We start from the raw sequence: 20,484 nt of genomic DNA, 5'->3' as shown, positions 1-20,484 counted from the left end.
TTTGTATTATCTGAAAAATAGTTCGGAATAATGGAAAGAAGAGGTCTATAGCAATGAAAAAGAAAATCCTATTTTGGATATTAGGAATCATAGGGGTACTAATTATAGGTGGAGGGGTTTACGCTTATAATATATATTCTTCGGTTTCAAAAACATTAGATGAAGTTCATAAACCATTAAAACGCGATCAAGATAATAAACAAGAAGAAAAAATCAATAAATCTGAACCTGTTTCAATTCTATTATTAGGTGCAGATGAGCGCGGTAAAGATAAAGGTCGTTCAGATTCATTAATGGTCATCACGTTAAATCCAAAAAATAATTCAATGAAAACAGTAAGTATCCCTCGTGATACATACACAGAAATCGTTGGAAAAGGAAAAAGTGATAAAATCAACCATGCTTATGCATTTGGTGGCGTAGACATGTCTGTCGCAACTGTAGAAAAGTTCTTAAATGTTCCTATTAATTATTATATTGAAGTGAACATGGAAGGATTTAAAGACATTGTCGATGCAGTAGGCGGTGTAGATGTTAATAATGATTTAGAGTTTTCTCTAGAAGGAAAGCACTTCCAAAAGGGAAATATCCACTTAACAGGTGACCAAGCTCTAGCATTCACACGTATGCGTAAAGAAGACCCACGAGGTGACTTTGGTCGCCAAATGCGTCAACGCCAAGTGATGCAGGCTGTTATTAAGAAAGGCGCAAGCTTCTCTTCGCTAGCAAGTTATGGTGATGTATTAACAGCAATCCAAAAGAACGTGAAAACAAACTTAACGCAAGATCAAATGTTTGATATGCAAAAGAATTATAAAGATTGTCTGCAGAATAGTGAAGATATCCAAATCCCAGGTGACGGCCACATAGCGGCTGATGGTATTTGGTACTACTATGTTCCAGATGCTGCAAAACAAGATTTAACGAATAAATTAAGAGCGCATCTTGAAGTGACTAAGTAGTATGTAATAACCCAACTCCTTTGGAAGGAGTTGGGTTTATTTTTGCGTGAATTTATATTAGTATTATATATTGTGAGATTAATAGATGAGGTGAATCGATGAATAAGAAAGCAGTACTTGTCCTTGTTGTTTTTGTATTGTTTGTTGCTTCGATTGTGAGCGGTAAATTGTACTGGAATAAGAAAGTTGCAAATGCAACGGGACAAACGAGTGAAGTAACGAAAACAAAAGCTGAAGTGAAAGATAGCGGAGCAAAGAAAGAAGAGAAAAAAGAAGAGAAAAAACAAGATGCGAAGTCATCTTTTAATGAGGCATACGCGAAGAATTTGCCAGATGCAGTGAAAGAGAAGTTAAAGAAAGCTGCTGAGGATAAAAAGGCAGTAAACCTTATTATTGTTGGTGATGAAGCTTCTTCATCTGAAAAAGGTGCTTGGGCAGCTAAGTTAACGTCTAATTTAGAAACTGCTTACGGTAAAGGTTTATGGAATGTGACTGTAAAGGAATATAAGGGTGAAAGCACAGAAGAGTTAATTGCGAATAAGCGTGATAAAGAGATTGCGAAAGAGAATCCAGATGTGATTTTATTTGAGCCGCCATTTATTACTGATAACGGTAAAACTGGTAATGGGAACTCTGTTGCGAGTACACAGAAGTTCGTTCAAGCACTTTCTACTAGTGCAAAGGGCGCTACGATTATGATTCAACCATCAAATCCAGTGTATGGTGCGAAAAATTATCCGAAAGCGATTGAAGCATTAAAACAATTTGCGACGCAAAATAATTATACATATATTGATCATTGGGGAGCATGGCCGGATGCATCGACAAAGGCTATCCTACCATACTTAAAAGAAGAGTTTGGTTTCCCAACTGCTAAAGGTCATGAAGTTTGGGCACAATATGTAACGGATTATTTTGTAGCTAAATAATAAAAGGGGAGAGGGTATCGTCGACAAAATATGTTCGACAATACCCTCTCTTTTTTTATAAGATTTTTGCTATACTAAACTGTACTATAATACGTGGTGGAAGGAGGAGAATGATGAAAATACTTGTGGTTGATGATGAATCGAGTATTCGTAATTTGATTCGGATGCAGTTGGAGATGGAAGGTTATGAAGTATTGGCAGCGGCTGATGGGAGAGAAGCTTTAGAGCGATGGAATGAAGGACCGGATGTATTGATTTTGGATGTTATGCTTCCGGATACGGATGGGTATGAGTTGCTTCGTTTGTTCCGTGAGAGGGATAGGGATATTCCGGTGCTTATGTTAACAGCAAAGAGTCAGATGAATGATAAGTTGCTTGGCTTGCAGCTTGGTGCTGATGATTATGTGACGAAGCCGTTTAATTATGCGGAGCTTATTCTTCGGGTTAAGAATATGGCGCGGCGTGTAAAGAAGACGGAGGCGGCTGTAAGTCATGAAGTAATTGAGGCTGGAGAGATAGTGATTTGTCCTAAGGAAAGAAAGGTACATGTGAGTGGACAAGAGATTCAGTTAACGTACCGAGAGTTTAATTTATGTCAGTTATTTGTTTCAAATCCGCAGCGTGTGTTTATGAGGGATGAGTTGCTTGAGAAAGTATGGGGATTTGAGTATATCGGAAATACGAGAGCAGTTGATATTATGGTGCAGAGACTTCGAAAGAAGCTTGGGACGAGCGGGGAATATATTAAGACAATTTATGGCGTTGGCTATAAACTGGATTGTTAAGTGGTGATGGTATGTCTTTAAAGCGAAATATGGTGTTTGGAATAGTTGGGCTGTTAATTCCGATTTTTGTTCTTTTATATGCAGTTGTTTATATTACGTTAGAAAAGAATATGTATCATAACGCAGCAGATTCTTTAGAAAAGTTAAGTGTAGAAGCACAAATTTATACGATGAATTATTTAGAGAAGGAAGCAGAAGTGGATACGCTTGGTCCGAATTCACTTTTAATTGCGTCGTATTTAGCGAAGCGTATGGATGTCCGTGTGCAGATGATTGGGAAGAATGGCGATGTTGTTGCAGATACACAAAAAGGAGCATTGCTCCACCGTAACATCGACATTGAAAGTTCTTTGAAGGGAAAGAAGTCTTACGTTTTTGAGGAGGCGGATCCAGCTCCTATTCTTTTGTTTTCAAGCCCAGTATATTATGGAAACGATGTCATTGGAAGTATTCGTTTTATAAATGAGTTAACGGGTGAGAAGGAAGTTTTAACAAATGTGAGCTGGACGTTCTTAATGACGTCTCTTTGTTTAGTAGCTACCGGTATTTTCTTTGCGATTCGTTTAGCGAAGTCTCTGCATAAACCAATTGATCAGTTGAGACAAATGGCACAGAGGCTCGCGAATGGTGATTATAAGAGTAAGATTGAGTTAAATGAGTACGTGGAAATCGCTCAGCTTTCCGCATCTTTTAACGCGATGGCTGATGGAATTGAACTGCATATTAAGCAATTGCAGGAGGAGAAAGAGAAGCAGAAAGATTTCCTAGACCGCATTACGCATGAGTTAAAAACACCGCTAACGGCAATTATCGGTTATGTTGATTTAATTCCGAAGTTACAATCAAAAGAAGATGTACAGGAAAGTCTTCGTTATGTGGCTGTGGAAAGTGAGCGTTTATTATCACTTGTAGAGGAACTGCTTAAGTCCTCGAAATATGGGAAGAGTACGTTTGAAGTGTCTCCTACAGTTGTGAATATAAAGGAATTGGCAGAAGAAGCAATTTCAATTGTGAAACCTCGCCTAAATCAATTTGAAATTGAAGTGATAAATGAGTTAACGGATGTACATGTTGTTGCGGATTTTGATAAGACGAAGCAAATTTTCTTAAATGTGCTTGATAATGCAATTAAGTATAGTGATGCTTCTCACATTCGTATGAATGTAATTGTAAATGAGCATGAGGCGAAGGTTTTTGTTCATGATGATGGGATCGGTATAGATGAAGTGGTGCTTGCAGAGTGGAATGAGTCTCCGAAAGGAAAGGCACTTCCTTCTAGTTATGGGAATGGTTATGGTTTGTATATTTGTCAGGAAATTATGAATAAGCAGGGCGGAAGCATGCGGATTGAGAGTAGTGAAGAAGTAGGTACTACAATATTCATTACATTTTTGCTTCCGAGAAGGATGGAAGACATAAAAAACTTGAAAGCGGTTAAATGATACATTTATGAAACAATTATGCGGTATTTTCGAAACAACGTTTTTTTATCTTGGAGGTAGGCAGAAATGAAAAGGCTATCATTTCAAATTCTTATGTTTGTCATTTGTATGATTGTTTCTCTTGTTTTGTTTTATGTTATGGAGAAGCAAATCTATAATCGAATCAACATTGTAAATGATAAACAAGCCGTTTTACAAAGGGTGAATGAATCTCTTCCAATTGAAGTGAAAGTAAGACATGAAAAGTGGGGAGAAATTGTTGTAACGGATGAAGTTCGTTTGCATACGATTGTTTCATTCTTTGACCGAATTCGAATAGAGCCAGGGGACGTTAAGAGCCAAGAACAAGTATTTACTGGAGAAGTAACGTACTTGAATGGACATAAGCGTACTTTTGCAGTAGGTGACTTGTTCCAGTATGGGGAAAATGTATACGGAAAGAATGGCATGGATCCGATGATTTCAGCACTTCAAACGTATTTATTAAGCCTGTATTACACGCCAGAGCGTATTAGTGATTTCTTTGCTTCAGCAAAGGATGTCGTAGTACGTCAAGGCGATGTGGTACGTACTATCAATCTTACGCACATACTTGATTCTATTCGATACGCAAAGCAAATTACAGATTACGGAGAGATTCAGAAGTTATTACAATCGCAGAATGAACCGATTGCTTATATTACAGCTTATAAAACAGGTAAGCGTGTAAAGAATGATCGTGAAGATATTCTTACGATTTCTGTGTATCCATCGTACTTTGTTGTGCAATATCTCGGTGATAATAACGGGAATGTCATGTATATGAAAGGCTCTCTAGCAGAGTTATTCGTAAAGGAGAATGCGTCATGAGAAAGATAGCCTTTTTCTTCTTTTTGCTAGTAATTGGAGGAGCGATGTCTAGTTGCTCTCGAGATACAACCTCTATTAAATATAGTAAAAATGGTCTCCCTATTTTGGATGATCGTCATATTGTTGCGTATGTGGCGGCTCGTGAGGAAGTTGGTGAAGCGTTACTTTCATCATTTTGTAAACCACGTGGATGTACGTATGAATTTATTCGTCTTTCAACAGAAGAACTTCTTCGTAGAGTGGAAGAAGAAGCTGGAAATCCGAAGGCGGATATTATTATTGGCGGTACAGTAGATGCGCACCAAATGATGAAGCAAAAAAATCTTTCTATTCCTGTGATAAGCCAACATGCAAATCGTATTTCAAAAACTGTTAAAGATAAAGATGGTTATTGGTACGGTTATGAAGTGGAGAAGCTGGCAATTGCGATTAATAAAGAGCGGTGGAACGAGGAAATAGCGCCGCTTGGTCTCTCGTATCCGTTAAGATGGAAAGATTTATTGAATCCAGTATATAAAGGAAAGATTGTCATGCCCGATCCAAATGTTTCAGGTACAGCATATACGTTTTTCCAATCACTTATTGATACGTTAGGTGAAGAGGAAGCGAAGGGATATGTGAAGAATCTGGCAGAACAAGTTGGAGAAGTTACAGTGAATGGTTACATCCCAGCAGAACTTGTTGCGAGCGGTGAATATATGATAGGCATCAACTTTATGGGAGATCAGAGAATGCTTCAAAAACAAGGCTTTCCGATTTTAAGTAACGAACCTGAGCAAACAGGGTTATCTGTTAATGCGATTTCTAAACTAAAACGTGCACCGAGTGGTATTATTGCGGATTTATTTATTGATTATTGTTTATCAGAAGAAGCGGGGCATATTTTAGAAAAAGTGTCGTTTGGCGTACCAACGATGTTTGCGAAGAATGAGAAAGAAATAGAAGGACAGCCGGTTAGAAGGACGAACCAAAATATATCAAATAGCGGAATAATCGAGATATGGAATAGACAGCGTCTCTCTCTGAAGTGAGAAAAGGAGACGGAAATATATGTTTAAATGGCTCAAGCCAGCACCTGCAATTGAAAGATTGCCAGCGGATATGATCGATCGTGTATATCGATTACTACGTATTCGTGTGTTAATCGGGATTTCAGTTGGATATGCTGCTTATTATTTAGTTCGTAGTAACTTTACGTTATCAAGTACGTATTTAGTACAAGAATATGGTTTTAGTACAGCTGAAATTGGTCTACTAGGTTCAGTAATGGCAATTGTTTATGGATTTAGTAAGTTCTTTATGGGGAATTTATCAGATAAAGCTTTCGCCCAGCGCTTTATCGCAGTCGGTTTATTCTTATCAGGGCTTGTAAATATTTGTTTCGGCTTTGCATCATCATTTGGGATGATTGTTACATTACTTGTTGTTAACGGTATTGTACAAGGTATGGGAGCACCACCTTGTAGTATTGTTATGACGAAATGGTTCTCGAAGAAAGAACGCGGTACGAAAACAGGTCTTTGGAATATTTCACATAACGTTGGTGGAATGCTTGTGCCACCACTTGTCGGAATTGGTGTAGGTATTTTCGGTGAAAATCATTGGCAAGGTGGCGTGTTTATTTTCCCAGCGATTATCGCAATGGTAATTGCAGTACTTGTTTGGATCAATGCGAAGGATACACCAGAATCTGAAGGTCTTCCTCCAATTGATGAGTATCGTAATGACTATGAAAATCTTGAAAAAGCAGATAATGCTAACAAGATGTCACCAAAAGAAATTTTAATGAAGTATGTAGTGAAAAATAAATTTGTATGGTTCTTATGTATTGCGAATGCTTTTGTTTATTTAATTCGTTTCGGTGTTATTAACTGGGTTCCACTTTATTTAACGACAGTTAAAGGATTTTCAAAAGCAGAAGCGCATGCGGCATATGCAATCTTTGAAGGTATGGCAATTCCAAGTTCATTAATCGTTGGCTTTTTAAGTGATAAATTATTTAAAGGAAAACGTATGCCATTATGTATTATTAGTATGGTTGGAGTTGTTATTGGTACGTTTATATATTGGCAAGCAACTAGCGTACTTGTTGTAAGTATTGCAGTTTCTATTATCGGTTGTTTAATTTATGTACCACAGTTCTTAATCGGTTTAAGTGCGATGGAATTAGTACCGAAATTTGCAGTAGGTACGACAGTTGGTATGTGTGGTCTATTCGGTTATGTAGGCGGAAGTCTTGTAGCTAACGCAGCAATTGGTGTTATTGTTGATAGTTCTGGCTGGGATGGTTGTTTCATCTTACTATTAACAGGTGCGGTTTTATCAACAATCTTCTTATTTATTGTTCAACGTGGACATGAGAGAAAAGATCCTAAAGTAGCGTAATATTTTGTTTGAAAAGCTATCCAATTGTGTGTGATTGGATAGCTTTTATATTAGAAAAAACAAACAGTATGAAAAATTGCAGTTTAATATATAAATGATTTTTGTTAATTAATATAATTTTTTTAGATTCCATAAACCAAATAGATACATGGTTATACCGAAAAATCCGCCGCCACACATGAAAATTACAACCTTAAATAAAGAAATAGAGATTTCCTCTGAACCTACATAGGGAAGGATATAATTCATAAAAACAAACATTTGAAAGCCCCAAAGCACACCTGCTTTTAAGCCAGCTTTTCTTAATTTTTTCTTGTGTTGTAAATATTCTTCTTTTGTTGCACATTCAGTATCACTTAAACCTTTTTTCTTGAATTTAAAGGCTAAATAATTAGCGTAAATCATATTAGATAGAAAAATAAATATAGTTCCTATAGATATTGTGTGGTTCATAGTATCAACAAGTAACATAATAAGCATTACCAACATATTTAACCACCATAAACCAATTCCAGCTACAGATAACTCTTTATTGATTTCTTGTTTTTGATATTCATCTCTCTCACTTAGTGTTCCAACAAAACTATTATAAACTCTTTCTTTCCATTCAATTTTCATCATTTAATCTCCCTCCCAAAATAGACTATTTAAATCTGTTTTTAGTGCTTTTGCTAATTCGATACATAAGGCTAAAGAGGGATTATATTTATTGTTTTCAATTAAATTTATTGTCTGTCTCGCCACGTTAACTTTTTTAGCTAACTCTAGTTGCGATAGCCCTTCAGATTTTCGATATTGTTTAACGTTATTCAAATATAACCCTCCCATTGATGGTTGTAGACCTCGTGTACCGAAATGTCATTTATATGTGACATTTTATAATTGAATAGATGAAATGTCAAATATATATGACAAAAATGATTTTAATAATTTATCTTGGTAAGAAGTTTATTAATAAAAGATGGCTTACATTCATATAAAAAGTACTTGAAAATTCAATTTAAATTATCCTTTTTCCTTTCCTTAAATCTATCTTAAAAGATATAATGTCATATTTCTAATCATTGGAATTTTTGTTACAATATAAATGGATGTGTAAAACTTTGTAAAAATAATGTAATAATATGTAATCTATTTTCAGAAAGTTTTATACAATTTTTATATTAAACTATTAAGTTATAAAAGGGAGCGAGAATATGTTACCAAATACGGTTCGTACTCCAAACAAGAAGAAGAAATGGATTATTATTGGGGTTATTGCACTAATTGTTATTGTAGCGGCAATTAATATTTTTGTTATGCAAGGTAAGAAGAAGGGTGCATCAACAAATGCTGATGCTGTAAGTTTTGAGAAAGTGACAGAGCGTAAGCTGAATAATACGAAGTTAATTTCTGGTCAGGTGAAGCCTGGCAATATTGAAAGCTTCTATGCAGATCCGGCCAAAGGGAAAGTGAAAGATATTGAGGTAAAAGAAGGGCAAGAGGTAGAAAAAGGTACGAAGTTATTCTCTTATGATAATGAAGAGATTAATCTTCAAATGAAGCAAGCTGAGCTTGATCAGAAGATGGCGGATATGCGTTACGATCAAGGGAAAAAGAAGATTGATTCGTTGAAGAAAGAAATTAAGAAGGCGAAAGATAGCGGAGCTGGGAAAGAAGTAACAGATCCGATGGACGAGCAAGTAAACGAGTTAGAGATAGGGCAAAAAACAATTGACCTTGAGAAAGAAAAAGGAAAGTTGCAGAAAGAAGAGTTAAGTAAGAAGCAGAAAGAACTTACGATTTATAGTAATTTCGCTGGTGTTGTTCAAAAGTTAGATAAAGATGCGGCACAAAGCTCATCTCAAGCGTTAGGTGGTCAAGGAAAAGCGTTTTTACAAGTAGCTTCTAAAGATCCATTTCAAGTTCAAGGTACGTTAACTGAGCTTCAGAAGTCACAAATTCAAAAAGATCAAACATTCACTGTAACGGCGAAAGCAAATAATAAGAAGAAGTGGACAGGTAAGATTACAGAGGTAAGTGAGTTCCCAACAAGTGCAGAGATGGCGCAAGCTGGCGGCATGGGTGAAGCAACTCAAAATATGTCTCAATATACATATAAAGCAAGTCTTGATAGCCAAGACGGTTTATCTCCAGGTTACCACGTTTCTCTGCAAGTAAACTTAGAGAATAAGAAGATGATTGCTGTCCCAAGTAAGAGTATTGTAGCAAAAGGCGATGATGCATTTGTTTATGTTGAGGATAAAGGTAAGCTTCGTAAACAAAATGTGAAAAAAGGTTCTACTGATGGGGACTGGACAGAGGTTGTAGAAGGCGTAACAGTGGGGCAAAAGGTGGTTAAAAATCCTTCCGACGATGTGTATGACGGAATGGAAGTGAAAGAGAAATGATTACGTTAAATAATATTGCTAAAACGTATTATCAAGGAAAGTTGGCAGTGCCGATTTTGCACGGTATTAGTTTAACGATTCAGAGCGGTGAGTTCGTTTCGATTATGGGACCGTCTGGCTCTGGTAAGTCGACGCTTATGAATATTATCGGTTGTTTAGATCGTCCAACAGAAGGCGAATATATGCTGAATGACGTGAATATCTTAACAGCAGACGAGTCAAAGCTTGCTTTAATTCGTAATGAATATATTGGCTTTGTATTCCAGCATTTTAATTTACTGCCTCGTCTTTCAGCAGTGGAAAATGTTGAGCTTCCGCTCGTATACGGTGGCGTGAAGAAAGCAGAGCGTCGCAAGCGTGCTTTGGAGGCGCTAGGTAAAGTTGGATTGGCAGATCGCGTGCATCATTTACCAAATGAGTTATCAGGTGGACAGAAGCAGCGTGTAGCGATTGCAAGAGCGATTGCAAATAATCCAACGTTTATTATGGCCGATGAACCGACTGGTGCACTTGATACGAAGTCTGGTGAGCAAGTTATGAATATTTTCACGAAGCTTAATGCAGAAGGTACGACGATTGTTATGGTTACGCATGAAGAGGAAGTGGCAGCGTATTCTTCCCGCCGCATTGTACTGCGAGACGGGAAAGTTACAGAAGATAGAAGGTGTGCGGTATGAGTTTACTAGATAGTATAAAAATTGCCTTATCTTCTATTTTAGCTCATAAACTGCGTTCAGCTCTTACGATGCTGGGTATTATTATCGGGGTAGGTTCGATTATTACTGTCGTTGCAATTGGGCAAGGCGGGGAAGCGATGTTGAAATCAAAATTCGCAGGTTCTGGTGGTAATAACCTTATGCCAATTCAATTTAAAGCAGATATTAATGATGAATTTGCTATAGGTGGATTTGAAATACCGAAGTTAACGGAAGAGGATATTTTGGAAGTAAAACAAGTGAAAGATGTTTCACACGTTATTACAACAAATTCGACAACAGAGACACTTGATGTAAATGATAAAAAAGCAAGGCTGAATGTTATTGGACTTGATAATGAATATTTTGCGGTTAATAAAGTAAAGGTTGTAAAGGGCCGCTCCTTAAATGAATCAGATATTTCTCACGCGAATAACGTTGTGATGATTAGCACAAAAACAGAGGAAACGTTATTTAAGGACGTAAACCCAGTTGGACAAATTATTGAGATGAAGGGACAGCCAATGCAAATTATTGGTGTGTATACATCAGATAATGAATTTATGGGATTTGAAATGGAAGAAGCGTTAATTCCTCTTACGTTATGGCCTGTTTTATATGGGACAGATGATATTCAAAATATCGCAATTCAAGCTAAAAATGTAGACAATTTAGAAGCAGCAGGGAAACGAGCTGTTGATGTATTAAATAGTCGTAAGCCAAGTGAAATCCCAGGTAAATATGAACTGGTGAATTTAAAAGAACTCCAAGAAAATGTTTCTAAAGTAACTAGCATCATGACGATGATTATCGGTGGTATCGCTGGTATTTCATTAGTCGTTGGTGGTATTGGTGTTATGAATATCATGCTCGTATCTGTAACGGAGCGTACGCGCGAAATTGGGATACGTAAAGCGCTTGGAGCAACGCGTAGTAAAATTTTATTACAGTTTTTAATTGAAGCTGTTATGTTAACACTTTTAGGTGGTTTAATCGGAATTGGTCTTGGGTATGGCGGAGCATATATCGTTTCTACATTCGCAAAATGGCCACCGCTCGTTTCGTGGGAAGTTGTCGTTGGAGGCGTACTGTTCTCGATGACACTCGGTATTATTTTCGGATTAATTCCAGCAAATAAAGCTGCGAAATTAGATCCAATTGAAGCATTGCGTTATGAGTAATTAATAGTGTAGTAGAACTACACATTACCGTTCTAGTGGGCGGTTCGTAGCCTCTATATGAGGAAGTGAACCGCCCGTTAGAACGGGTTATATAAATAGAAGGAGGCGTTATAATGGAAGCTAATATTAATACGCAAGATGTAGTTTCAAAAAAGCCATCATTATTTGGAATGATTACTTCTCCAGGTGAGCAGTTTGAGAGAATGAAGACGAAAAGTCCGGTTTGGGGGGCATTTGTCTTATTTGTTATATTAGGAACGATTATAGCAACAGCAGTGTCTTACTTAACATTAATTAGTACTCCAGAATTGGCAAAAGAATTAAATGGTGAAGCAGGGGCAATGGTAAAAGGATTTACCCTTGGTGGAGGCGCACTTGTTGGTCTATTAGGAACACCTATAGGTCTCTTTATTGCGGCAGGTTTTTATAAAATTATTATGATGTTTATGAGCAATGATACACCATACATGAAAATATTATCGATTTACTTATATGCTAATCTTGTTTATTATATCGGCGGGTTGTTAAATGCAGGATTAGGCTTTATTTTTGATGGAAATGGCACTGATGTTTATACAAGTTTAGCTCCTTTATTTGAACAAGGGACAGTAGCACATGGAATTGCCTCTTCAATTGAAATTTTTAATATTTGGAGCCTCATTCTAACAGGACTAGGCTTACACATTGTAGCTGGTTTAAGTAAGAAACAAGCTACGATTTTAATTGTAATCTTCTTTATCCTAACAATTGCATTAGGCGTTGTAAGAGGTTTAGTAAGCGGCTTTGGTGCATAACATATTATTTTAAAAAGGTGACTCTTCAAGAGAGTCACCTTTTTTATTTTTACCCCTATTTCAAATACCACCAACAAAATTTCAAATACTATCTAGTGTAATTTCAAATTCCATCGGTAGTATTTAAAATTACTCACAATGAAATCTTTTCTTTATTTTTATATTGTGAAGGTACCGCGGAATACTAGAAAGGTATACCTTTTAGAAACGGGTACTGTGTGAAGCCAGCGACTTTTAAAGAGGCAGTTGTTTTGTATGAAGGTATGATTGTAAATCAAATAAAGAAATTAGGTATTCGTAAAGATTATGAAGAGTATTATCAATGTGGTTTAATTGGTCTTTGGTATGCGTATGAAAGGTATGATGCAGAGAAAGGGAGTTTTCCCGCATATGCAGTTGTAACGGTGCGAGGTTATATATTAGAGAGATTGAAGAAAGAGTTCGCAGTGCAGGAGAGGTGTGTATGTGTAGGAGAGTATGAGGATATCTTTCATTTTGAAGATGTTGAAATAAGAGTGAAGGATTTTATGAGTGTGTTAGACGAGAAGGAGAAGTATATTATTTTTGAACGTTTTTTTGTAGGGAAGACGATGGGAGAAATCGCTTTAGAGACGGAAATGACATATTATCAAGTAAGATGGATGTATCGGCAAGCAATCGAGAAAATGCGGGATAGTGTAAAAGGATAAAAATAGAAAATAGAATGGAAGGTAAGGAAATACTACCTTCCATTCTATTTGTTATTAAGGTGATGAATCTTGCATGTTCATTTGGGATAATACATATCCAGCTTTCCATAATTGCTGGCTTAACTTATGGGGACTAATTTGTATCGTTACGGTAGCTCCATTTGAAAAATGAATTTTAGCTTGTTTAGCTTTTTTGAAAAACTCTATTGTATGAACATGTTTGAAGAAAAGCCAAATGCAATTTGGAGAAGCAGGAGATTCTGTTGGGAAAGCACAAATATATTCTCTATGATTGATCGGAATTGGAACGTTTTGTTTGAATTTAAATTTTGTTTTTACGGCATTACGTCTCCCTTGATAAGTAGAATGAATATTTGTTAGACAAGATTTCTGTATAAGTTGGAGAGCAGTTTGACAGGAGTAAAGATGGTTCCCGCTACTGTCGATAATTTTTGTGCGGTAATAAGGGTGTTTACATGGTTCAAGCATCATTGTAGAACTAGAAATAAAAATGTTGTTTTCATTATCCATAATTCTATATCCTCCCTTATAATTTTTATTCCGAATATAATTATATATAAATTAAGTAAATTTACTGTTAATATTCTATTTCATATTGTAAATTTTGTCTATTCGTTTACAATCAATAGGTGATAGTCTTTCTAATTTGCATCGCTTGTACATATATATGAAAATAGAAAAGAGTAGGCGGTGATATAGTATGAAGAAAAAGTATATTATTATGGCTTTAGTTGTCGTTCTCCTAGTATATTTAGCAAACAGTAATCCGAGTAAGGGCGAATATACAGAATGGGCAGCGAAGCAGTTTATGAAGCGTAATGATGTGAGTAAGAAGCTAGATGAAGTTCAAAAAGAGAATGAAGAGGGTCTCCTTGGCGACTTGGCATCGGCCGGTAAAAAGTTAGCGAAAAAGTATGTTGAGCCACAAGTTGGGTTATTAATTGATCATTATACGAAGCGAAATGATTATATATTCTTCTCAACATATACGACTGAGTTTGATATAGGTGAAGAACATTATAAGTACGTATGCGTCGGTTTCTCAAAGATTTTTATTCCGATTGAAATGCCGAAGAAAAAAGACGAATCTGCAAAATGATGCAGATTCGTCTTTTTAATTTTATAGAGTAATTGGAACTTCAGATACATTTTTTTCTACAAGGCGAGCTCCCTTTTTTCGTGTATTTTCATCAATGGATGAAAATACAGATGAGGCAAGGATTGTATCCATTACTTGATTTACGACTTGTGCATCGATTGGTGTGATGGGCGTATCGATAGAAAAAACGACTGTTTTTCCATCTTCTTTCGCGAAAATCAACTCTAGTACTTGCATGTGTTATTCCCTCCTTTGTATTTATCAAGCTATTTACGGGATTCGGGTCTGCCGGTTAAATTGTGGTCTAATAATCAGCGGGGATGAATAAAATCCCCACTAATCCGAGTTTTACTTTATAGTTTAGAAAGATCTGATGTGCTTACAAGTTGCACAGCGTGAAGTGGTGATGCTTGTAAGGAAGCTAGAGCATGAGCTACGTTGTGTACTTGATCTAAGCTCGCGTTTGTTTTAACACGTTTAAATTGTTTGCTCTTGAAAACTGTTTTACCGTTCTTATCTAATCCGTTGTTTAAGACAAGACGTAAAGTTAAATCCATTACGATTGTTTCAATTGCCATGTGTATCACCTCCTTTCACTTTATAAATAGGGTACAAATGTCATGTTTTGGCGTGAAATTTTTTCTTTTTTTTGGTACCCTTAAAAGATTAAGAGAGGAGAATTCTGGATAATGAATCGTAAATGGTTATTTTGGATTCCTGTATTACTATGGATGGGGCTGATTTTCTATTCTTCGGCACAACCATATAAAAAGCAGGATATGCGTTCAGATATTGAACAATATGTAAATGTTGAATTTGTGAAAGAGCATTTTTCATGGGTATCTATTGATTATGGTGGAGGAACCCCTGTTAGTATTGCGAATAAAGGGGTAGGCGGATTTATTGAGTTTTTCCTTCGTAAAGGTGCTCATTTTATGGTGTTCTTTATGCTAGGTTCATTGATTTATTACGCTTTTCATCGATCAGGTCATTCGAGGAAAAGATGTTTTATATATGCCCTTCTTTTCGTTGCCGGTTATGCAACATTTGATGAAATTCACCAATGGTATACGGGAGACCGTACACCAATGTGGCAAGATTCATTGCTTGATACGTGCGGCGGGTTAACGGGGATTATAATAAGTAATTGGTTTTGGAATAGAAAAAAGCGCTAATCTCATTTCGAGATTAGCGCTTTTTTTTGCGGGTAGTAAAACTCTACGTGATTGGCCTAATTAAAGTTTCACTTTATACACCGAGTAATTCTTTTAGTTCGTCTGTTGATAGTTCAGTCATCCAACTATCGCTTGTGATGACCGCATTGTTTAGAGATTGTTTTCTTTCTAGCATTTCATCAATTTTTTCTTCTAATGTTCCTGTTGTAATGAGTTTGTGAACATGAACAAATCGTTTTTGACCAATGCGATATGCGCGGTCTGTTGCTTGATTTTCCACAGCTGGATTCCACCAACGATCGTAGTGAATGACATGGTTGGCAGCGGTTAAGTTTAATCCTGTTCCGCCAGCTTTTAAGGATAAGATGAAAATGTCATACGTTCCGTTTTGGAACTCCTCAATCATCTTGTCGCGATCTTTTTTCGGTACACTACCGTTTAAGAAGAGGACACGCTGGCCGAATTTTTCTTCTAGCACACGTTTTAGCATGTTCCCCATGCCGATATATTGAGTGAAGATGAGGCAACTTTCATTTTGATCTTTTATATTTTCTATGAGCTCCATTAACGTTTTTGTTTTCATAGAGCGTTCAACGACATTTTGTGGCTCTTCTTCTTTTAAATAAAGAGCTGGATGATTACAAATTTGTTTTAGCTTGTTCAGCATAAGTAATATAAAGCCGCGTCTTTCAATTCCGCTTAATCCTTCGACATTTTGTAGTGTATCTTGAACAAGTTGTTCATATAAGGAAGCTTGTTCACCAGTAAGAGGACAGTAAGCTTTTTGTTCTTGTTTATCTGGTAAATTTAATGCGACTGTTTGATCTTTCTTCGTTCGGCGCAGTAAAAATGGTGAGATAAACCGTTGAACTTGCTGGATTTTTCCTTCATCACGATCCTTTTCAATTGGTGTGACGAAGCGGCGTTGGAATTGCCCTAAGCTTCCGAGATATCCATGATTAATAAAGTCGAAAATGGACCAAAGTTCAGCGAGGCGATTTTCCATCGGTGTACCAGTTAAAGCGATTTTGTGATTTGCTTGCAAGTTTCGTACTGCTTTCGACTGTTTCGTATGTGGGTTCTTAATATTTTGTGCTTCATCCAAAATAACAGCATCCCAGCATAATGAAGTTAGTTCTTCCTCATCGAGTTGAGCCAATGCATAAGATGTTAATACAACATCTGCTGATTGAAGGAAATCTTCAAAAGAATTGCCCTTATCTCTATTACTTCCGTAATGTAATTGAACACGTAAATTCGGTGCGAAACGCTCAAATTCTTTTTGCCAATTTCCAAGAACAGATGTCGGCGCTACGATTAATGCAGGGCCTGTTTTGAGATTGTTTTCTTTTATATATAGTAAGTAAGAGATTGTTTGAATACTTTTCCCGAGTCCCATATCGTCAGCTAGCAATGCTCCAAATCCAAGTTTTCGTAAATATAATAACCATTCAATGCCGTGTTGTTGATACGGGCGAAGTGTTGCGTTTAGTGAAGTAGGAACATCTACTTTTGGAATATCTCCAATATGAAGCAGCTTTTGGAATAGTTCCTCATAATATCCATCTAGTTCGATTTCAATATCAGTAAACGGACTATCATCTTCTACAATTTCTGTTTCAGCCGTATTTGATAAATGTTGCTGCAGGACATCTTTCATCTCTAGTCCGTATTTATCGGCACGGTTCATGAGTTTCCTTACTTCTTCGATAAAGGCTGGATCTAGTCGCATCCATTGACCATTTATATTAAATAGACGTTTATTTTGTTCAACGAGTTCAAAAAATTCGCTTTCTGATAAATCAATGCCGTTCGTCGAAATGCGCCAATCAAAATTAACGAGCGTATTCATACCGAAGAACGATTGTGTTTGTGCTGTATTTTGCTTCAGCTGGACACGTAATTTCGGTTTTGTTGCTTTTAAATTTTGCCACCATGATGGTAGTAAAATTGTAATACCGGCTGCAAGTAATTCATTGCTTGCTTCTGTTAAGAAGTTCCACGCTTCTGTTTCAAAGAGCTCATTTCGGAACGTATCTCCTTCTTTTAACCACGGTATGAGTTTACTAAAACCTTCTTGTGTTTCTGTAATCCGTTCTTCGTAATCGTGCCATCTTTTCGGTAAGGAATCGATGTTTTCATATACATATATGCGATGCGCCCCGCGCTTTGGTGTCACAATTGTTTCAAGCTTCCACATTTCAAATTCTTCTTGTGGTTCTTGTAGTCTTAGTCCGATTGTAAACGGAAGATCATCTTCAATATAACCAATTTTCCGAAGCCAATCTTCTTCATGTAGTGCTGTTTCCAGTTGTCTTTTCGTAAAGTCATAATGTTCATATAGTCTTTTAGCATCTTCCCAGCCGTCATTTGAGCGGTTGTCTTGTAATATGCTTTCATTTACTGCTGCTGAGAAAAGCGATGCTAATGTGTCATCTTCAATTGGTGTATTTTGAACTTTCCAAGATGGTTGTTTAGGCCAATGATTCATATCTGGTACGAAACTACCACTCGTAAAGGCATCCCATAGTTCATTTGCATCTTTCGTAAGTGCTGTAATCGTGCCGTTTATTTGAATATGTGCAAAGGAATTCATCGGTTTGTTTGCAATGTATTCAAAGGCTTGTGCATTTGTTAGCAGCACACCTTGTTTTCCTTCGAAGGTTGCTTCTTTTAGAAACGTACCGTAGAAAGAAGTGGAGTGCCATGTGAATGCATTTCGTTTCCAACTTGTTACGGATAATGGAGTACCGCTGTCATCTTCTCCCCAAAGGAACCAACCTTGACTAACATGCTGGAGCCTAATTGTTACTTCAGTTTGATTGATCATCGATTAATTTTCCTTTCCGTAATTCCTCTTGTAGTGCACGCAGACGTGAATGGAGATTGGCGATGTGAATAATGAAAGCATCCCATTCATCGGTGCGTTTTAATCGTTTATATAATGTACGTAATTTCTTTAAGTAACGAACTGCACGTTTATATGATTTACGATTTCGTTCTTCAATCGCCTCTACAGCAGCAAGATGGTAAAGAGGAAGTGCCACTTCTGGCGCTTCTTTTTCAATATCTTTCAGTGGCTCTTTCAACAGTTCAATTGCCTCAAATCCATATAAGAGATGAAGCTCTGCCCATGTGCGATACTGTTTTTTCGCGAGTACGTACTGTTCGTAGTTTGTGAAACTATACGGTAATAGTTCTTGTAAAATCATTTCAAAACCAGCTTGTTCATTTGTATGTGTTGCGTATGTTTCATACATGATTACAAATAGCCGAACGATATCTTTTATGAAAATCGTATTTTCGTGATCTTGGATCGTTTTCTTTACTTGTTTATACGTAAAGGAAAGCCAGTTTTTTGCACGATCCCATTGCATGGCACTTAATAGTTCTTCTAACCAATAGAAGTATAGACTCACAACAGAAGCAGGTTGTTTCTTTAGTAAGTCCATCGCTAGTAAATCTTCATCATTTAAAAAGAGAAGATGAGAAGACGCTAATGCTTTGGATAGTGGATTGATTTTCGTATCGATTCGTTTTTCTTCCTCTTGTATGTTCTCTTTATTGTTTAAAAGTTCACTCCATATGTGACGATAAATGAAAAATCGCTCTTGCGTATAAGCGTCGGTAGAGAAGAATACTTCATGAACGAGACGAGCTGTTTCTTGCAAAATTATTTCAGACTTTGAAGGAATCGCTTCTGATTGTAAGTCCCGAACGATGGATTCCACTTTATCGACAAATAGGCGAATGACATTAACAGGTTGGTGATAAGAATACGTTTTGTTTGCTTCGAATGCCTGAATTTCTTCTAATAATTTTTGAAAGCAGTAAATTGCTGCATGTAACCTGAATAATTCATGTATGGCGATGACGCGCGGAGCTTTCCGCTCAAGCTTCGTATAGAAATCTGTAAAGATACTCATAAGAAAATACATTTGTTTATAAGTAAGGCGAGCTTGTTCTTTTTTAAATGATTCATATTCTTTTTCAAAATATGATTCCCAACTTTTATAATCCGTTTCTTCAAAAGCTGATGATTGCAATACTTGTCTTGCAGTTCTAATAGGAGGAAGGGAAGGTTTCGTATTATTTTTAAATAAAGTTAATACATCTCCTACTTGCCCGAAACTAGACGCTGCAGATAGTAATACAGCGAGCATATGCTCACATTGTGTTGGTGCGAAGCAATCACAATAACTTTCAGCGACATTACGAATCGGAATATGAACGCTATATACGTTGCCTTCCGCATCTACAGTTCCTGACAGTGTATAACCATCAAAGTCAACGTTGTAGACAACACCACTACGATATAGGTGCCGAGCTGTAGCGACATGTTCCTGATCAGCTGTTTGCTGTGGATCTAGTCCTTGAACGAACTCATTCGCAATCATCATAATTTCATCTTTCGTAATTGAGTGTTGCAGCATAATATTCCTCCGTACACATATTTCTTTCCTTTACCATTATAAACAAAAAATGCTCAAAACAGAAAAAATGAAATTTGGATTACATAACTTGAAAATCATGGTAATATATAAAATGTTAATTTCATATATGAATATATACGTATAGGAGGAGAAGTAATTTGTCAGATTTACAGACGAAGTTAGGTAGTGGAATGAATAAGTTACAAGAAGGAATAGAACAAGGGAAAATGAAGTTGCAAGTTGCACAAGAAATTGCTCAATTGAAAAAGGGAATGCAAGTGCAAATGCAGAAAAAAGCAGAGGTTCTATTAGAGGTTGGGCAGCAAGTGTATGTTCAATTAAGAGGAAGTGGAGTAAATGAAGCGAGCTTAAAAGAAATGATTGCTCCAGTTCAAGAATTTGATGTAGCTATTTATCAAGCAAGAAAGCGCATTGTTGAATTGCAAAAACAACAAGGTGAAAAAGCTACATGTGAATGTGGTGGACCTTTATCAATAAATGATAAGTTTTGTGGTTCGTGTGGAAAACCTAACCCGATGTTAGCAGTAGAAAATGAAGGTGAAACGGTAAATTGTATTTCATGTAATGAGCATATCGATAAAAACTCTACTTACTGTCCAGTTTGTGGAATTAAGCAAAGTGGGGAGTGAATTAA

At 36.7% G+C, this 20,484-nt stretch carries 22 protein-coding genes; 15 read left to right on the top strand and 7 right to left on the bottom strand.

The window, feature by feature from the left end; translation table 11 throughout:
* Nucleotides 1-53: 53 nt before the first annotated feature.
* From tagU to pgtP, 7 genes are all read left to right on the top strand, one after another.
* Nucleotides 54-962, top strand: coding sequence for a polyisoprenyl-teichoic acid--peptidoglycan teichoic acid transferase TagU (gene tagU / locus AB6801_RS13820; RefSeq protein ID WP_016118919.1), 909 nt, complete (start codon nucleotides 54-56; stop codon nucleotides 960-962).
* A gap of 98 nt (nucleotides 963-1,060) precedes the next feature.
* A complete protein-coding gene (locus AB6801_RS13815) occupies nucleotides 1,061-1,891 on the top strand; it encodes an SGNH/GDSL hydrolase family protein (RefSeq protein WP_370941090.1) in 831 nt (276 codons plus the stop codon).
* 113 nt (nucleotides 1,892-2,004) lie between these two features.
* On the top strand, nucleotides 2,005-2,676 hold the full coding sequence (locus AB6801_RS13810) for a response regulator transcription factor (RefSeq protein WP_000699553.1): 672 nt from the start codon (nucleotides 2,005-2,007) through the stop codon (nucleotides 2,674-2,676).
* A gap of 11 nt (nucleotides 2,677-2,687) precedes the next feature.
* Nucleotides 2,688-4,118, top strand: coding sequence for a HAMP domain-containing sensor histidine kinase (locus AB6801_RS13805; RefSeq protein ID WP_098869182.1), 1,431 nt, complete (start codon nucleotides 2,688-2,690; stop codon nucleotides 4,116-4,118).
* 66 nt (nucleotides 4,119-4,184) lie between these two features.
* Nucleotides 4,185-4,967, top strand: a complete 783-nt coding sequence (locus AB6801_RS13800; RefSeq protein ID WP_000826624.1) for a DUF3919 family protein — start codon at nucleotides 4,185-4,187, stop codon at nucleotides 4,965-4,967.
* Nucleotides 4,964-5,998, top strand: a complete 1,035-nt coding sequence (locus AB6801_RS13795) for an ABC transporter substrate-binding protein (RefSeq protein ID WP_001225645.1) — start codon at nucleotides 4,964-4,966, stop codon at nucleotides 5,996-5,998. Before AB6801_RS13800 ends, AB6801_RS13795 begins: the two co-directional genes overlap by 4 nt.
* A 19-nt stretch (nucleotides 5,999-6,017) precedes the next feature.
* Complete coding sequence (gene pgtP / locus AB6801_RS13790) at nucleotides 6,018-7,352, top strand: MFS transporter (protein ID WP_000477602.1); 1,335 nt, start codon at nucleotides 6,018-6,020, stop codon at nucleotides 7,350-7,352.
* Nucleotides 7,353-7,460: 108 nt separating this feature from the next.
* On the opposite strand, the gene AB6801_RS13785 is transcribed toward pgtP, so the two are convergent.
* Nucleotides 7,461-7,973 carry a DUF3278 domain-containing protein gene (locus tag AB6801_RS13785; protein ID WP_098869184.1) on the bottom strand — a complete coding sequence of 171 codons (513 nt, stop codon included), beginning with the start codon at nucleotides 7,971-7,973 and terminating at the stop codon, nucleotides 7,461-7,463.
* A complete protein-coding gene (locus AB6801_RS13780; protein ID WP_001067016.1) occupies nucleotides 7,974-8,165 on the bottom strand; it encodes a helix-turn-helix transcriptional regulator in 192 nt (63 codons plus the stop codon). It abuts the gene before it with no gap.
* Nucleotides 8,166-8,548: 383 nt separating this feature from the next.
* On the opposite strand from AB6801_RS13780, the gene AB6801_RS13775 reads away from it, so the two are divergent.
* From AB6801_RS13775 to AB6801_RS13755, 5 genes are all read left to right on the top strand, one after another.
* Complete coding sequence (locus AB6801_RS13775) at nucleotides 8,549-9,742, top strand: efflux RND transporter periplasmic adaptor subunit (protein WP_000937316.1); 1,194 nt, start codon at nucleotides 8,549-8,551, stop codon at nucleotides 9,740-9,742.
* Nucleotides 9,739-10,419: an ABC transporter ATP-binding protein gene (locus AB6801_RS13770; RefSeq protein ID WP_000631626.1), complete on the top strand. Its 681-nt coding sequence runs from the start codon at nucleotides 9,739-9,741 to the stop codon at nucleotides 10,417-10,419. Before AB6801_RS13775 ends, AB6801_RS13770 begins: the two co-directional genes overlap by 4 nt.
* Nucleotides 10,416-11,618: an ABC transporter permease gene (locus AB6801_RS13765; protein ID WP_000054354.1), complete on the top strand. Its 1,203-nt coding sequence runs from the start codon at nucleotides 10,416-10,418 to the stop codon at nucleotides 11,616-11,618. The genes AB6801_RS13770 and AB6801_RS13765 overlap by 4 nt, the downstream gene beginning before the upstream one ends.
* Nucleotides 11,619-11,731: 113 nt before the next feature.
* Nucleotides 11,732-12,412: a YknW family membrane protein gene (gene yknW, locus AB6801_RS13760; RefSeq protein WP_061655211.1), complete on the top strand. Its 681-nt coding sequence runs from the start codon at nucleotides 11,732-11,734 to the stop codon at nucleotides 12,410-12,412.
* Nucleotides 12,413-12,630: 218 nt separating this feature from the next.
* The gene (locus tag AB6801_RS13755) at nucleotides 12,631-13,101 is read left to right on the top strand and encodes a sigma-70 family RNA polymerase sigma factor (protein ID WP_002197020.1); all 471 of its coding nucleotides are present in this window, start codon (nucleotides 12,631-12,633) and stop codon (nucleotides 13,099-13,101) included.
* Nucleotides 13,102-13,155: 54 nt separating this feature from the next.
* Here the strand turns inward: AB6801_RS13755 and AB6801_RS13750 are convergent, their stop codons facing one another.
* Nucleotides 13,156-13,632: a competence protein ComK gene (locus AB6801_RS13750; RefSeq protein WP_000368309.1), complete on the bottom strand. Its 477-nt coding sequence runs from the start codon at nucleotides 13,630-13,632 to the stop codon at nucleotides 13,156-13,158.
* A gap of 190 nt (nucleotides 13,633-13,822) precedes the next feature.
* Between AB6801_RS13750 and AB6801_RS13745 the strand changes: the two genes are divergently transcribed.
* Nucleotides 13,823-14,221: a DUF4359 domain-containing protein gene (locus AB6801_RS13745; protein WP_000731405.1), complete on the top strand. Its 399-nt coding sequence runs from the start codon at nucleotides 13,823-13,825 to the stop codon at nucleotides 14,219-14,221.
* Nucleotides 14,222-14,242: 21 nt separating this feature from the next.
* Here AB6801_RS13745 and AB6801_RS13740 read toward each other — a convergent pair whose 3' ends face one another.
* Both AB6801_RS13740 and AB6801_RS13735 read right to left on the bottom strand, forming a co-directional pair.
* Entirely contained in the window at nucleotides 14,243-14,458 is a 216-nt protein-coding gene (locus tag AB6801_RS13740) for a DUF2922 domain-containing protein (RefSeq protein WP_001197593.1), read from the bottom strand.
* Between the two features lie 116 nt (nucleotides 14,459-14,574).
* Nucleotides 14,575-14,799: a DUF1659 domain-containing protein gene (locus AB6801_RS13735; RefSeq protein WP_000963861.1), complete on the bottom strand. Its 225-nt coding sequence runs from the start codon at nucleotides 14,797-14,799 to the stop codon at nucleotides 14,575-14,577.
* A 111-nt stretch (nucleotides 14,800-14,910) separates the two neighbouring features.
* Between AB6801_RS13735 and AB6801_RS13730 the strand changes: the two genes are divergently transcribed.
* Nucleotides 14,911-15,396, top strand: coding sequence for a VanZ family protein (locus AB6801_RS13730; protein WP_001080707.1), 486 nt, complete (start codon nucleotides 14,911-14,913; stop codon nucleotides 15,394-15,396).
* Between the two features lie 73 nt (nucleotides 15,397-15,469).
* Here the strand turns inward: AB6801_RS13730 and AB6801_RS13725 are convergent, their stop codons facing one another.
* Together AB6801_RS13725 and AB6801_RS13720 are read right to left on the bottom strand one after the other, a co-directional pair.
* Nucleotides 15,470-18,226, bottom strand: coding sequence for a DEAD/DEAH box helicase (locus tag AB6801_RS13725; RefSeq protein WP_000610111.1), 2,757 nt, complete (start codon nucleotides 18,224-18,226; stop codon nucleotides 15,470-15,472).
* Nucleotides 18,210-19,829: an SWIM zinc finger family protein gene (locus AB6801_RS13720; protein WP_000939137.1), complete on the bottom strand. Its 1,620-nt coding sequence runs from the start codon at nucleotides 19,827-19,829 to the stop codon at nucleotides 18,210-18,212. The genes AB6801_RS13725 and AB6801_RS13720 overlap by 17 nt, the downstream gene beginning before the upstream one ends.
* A gap of 158 nt (nucleotides 19,830-19,987) precedes the next feature.
* Between AB6801_RS13720 and AB6801_RS13715 the strand changes: the two genes are divergently transcribed.
* On the top strand, nucleotides 19,988-20,479 hold the full coding sequence (locus AB6801_RS13715) for a zinc ribbon domain-containing protein (protein WP_001281753.1): 492 nt from the start codon (nucleotides 19,988-19,990) through the stop codon (nucleotides 20,477-20,479).
* Nucleotides 20,480-20,484: the final 5 nt, after the last annotated feature.

It is taken from the genome of Bacillus sp. RCC_6_1, assembly GCF_041360755.1.
In the GTDB taxonomy this organism is placed as follows: domain Bacteria; phylum Bacillota; class Bacilli; order Bacillales; family Bacillaceae_G; genus Bacillus_A; species Bacillus_A cereus.
This window is presented reverse-complemented; position numbering and strand designations above follow the sequence as displayed.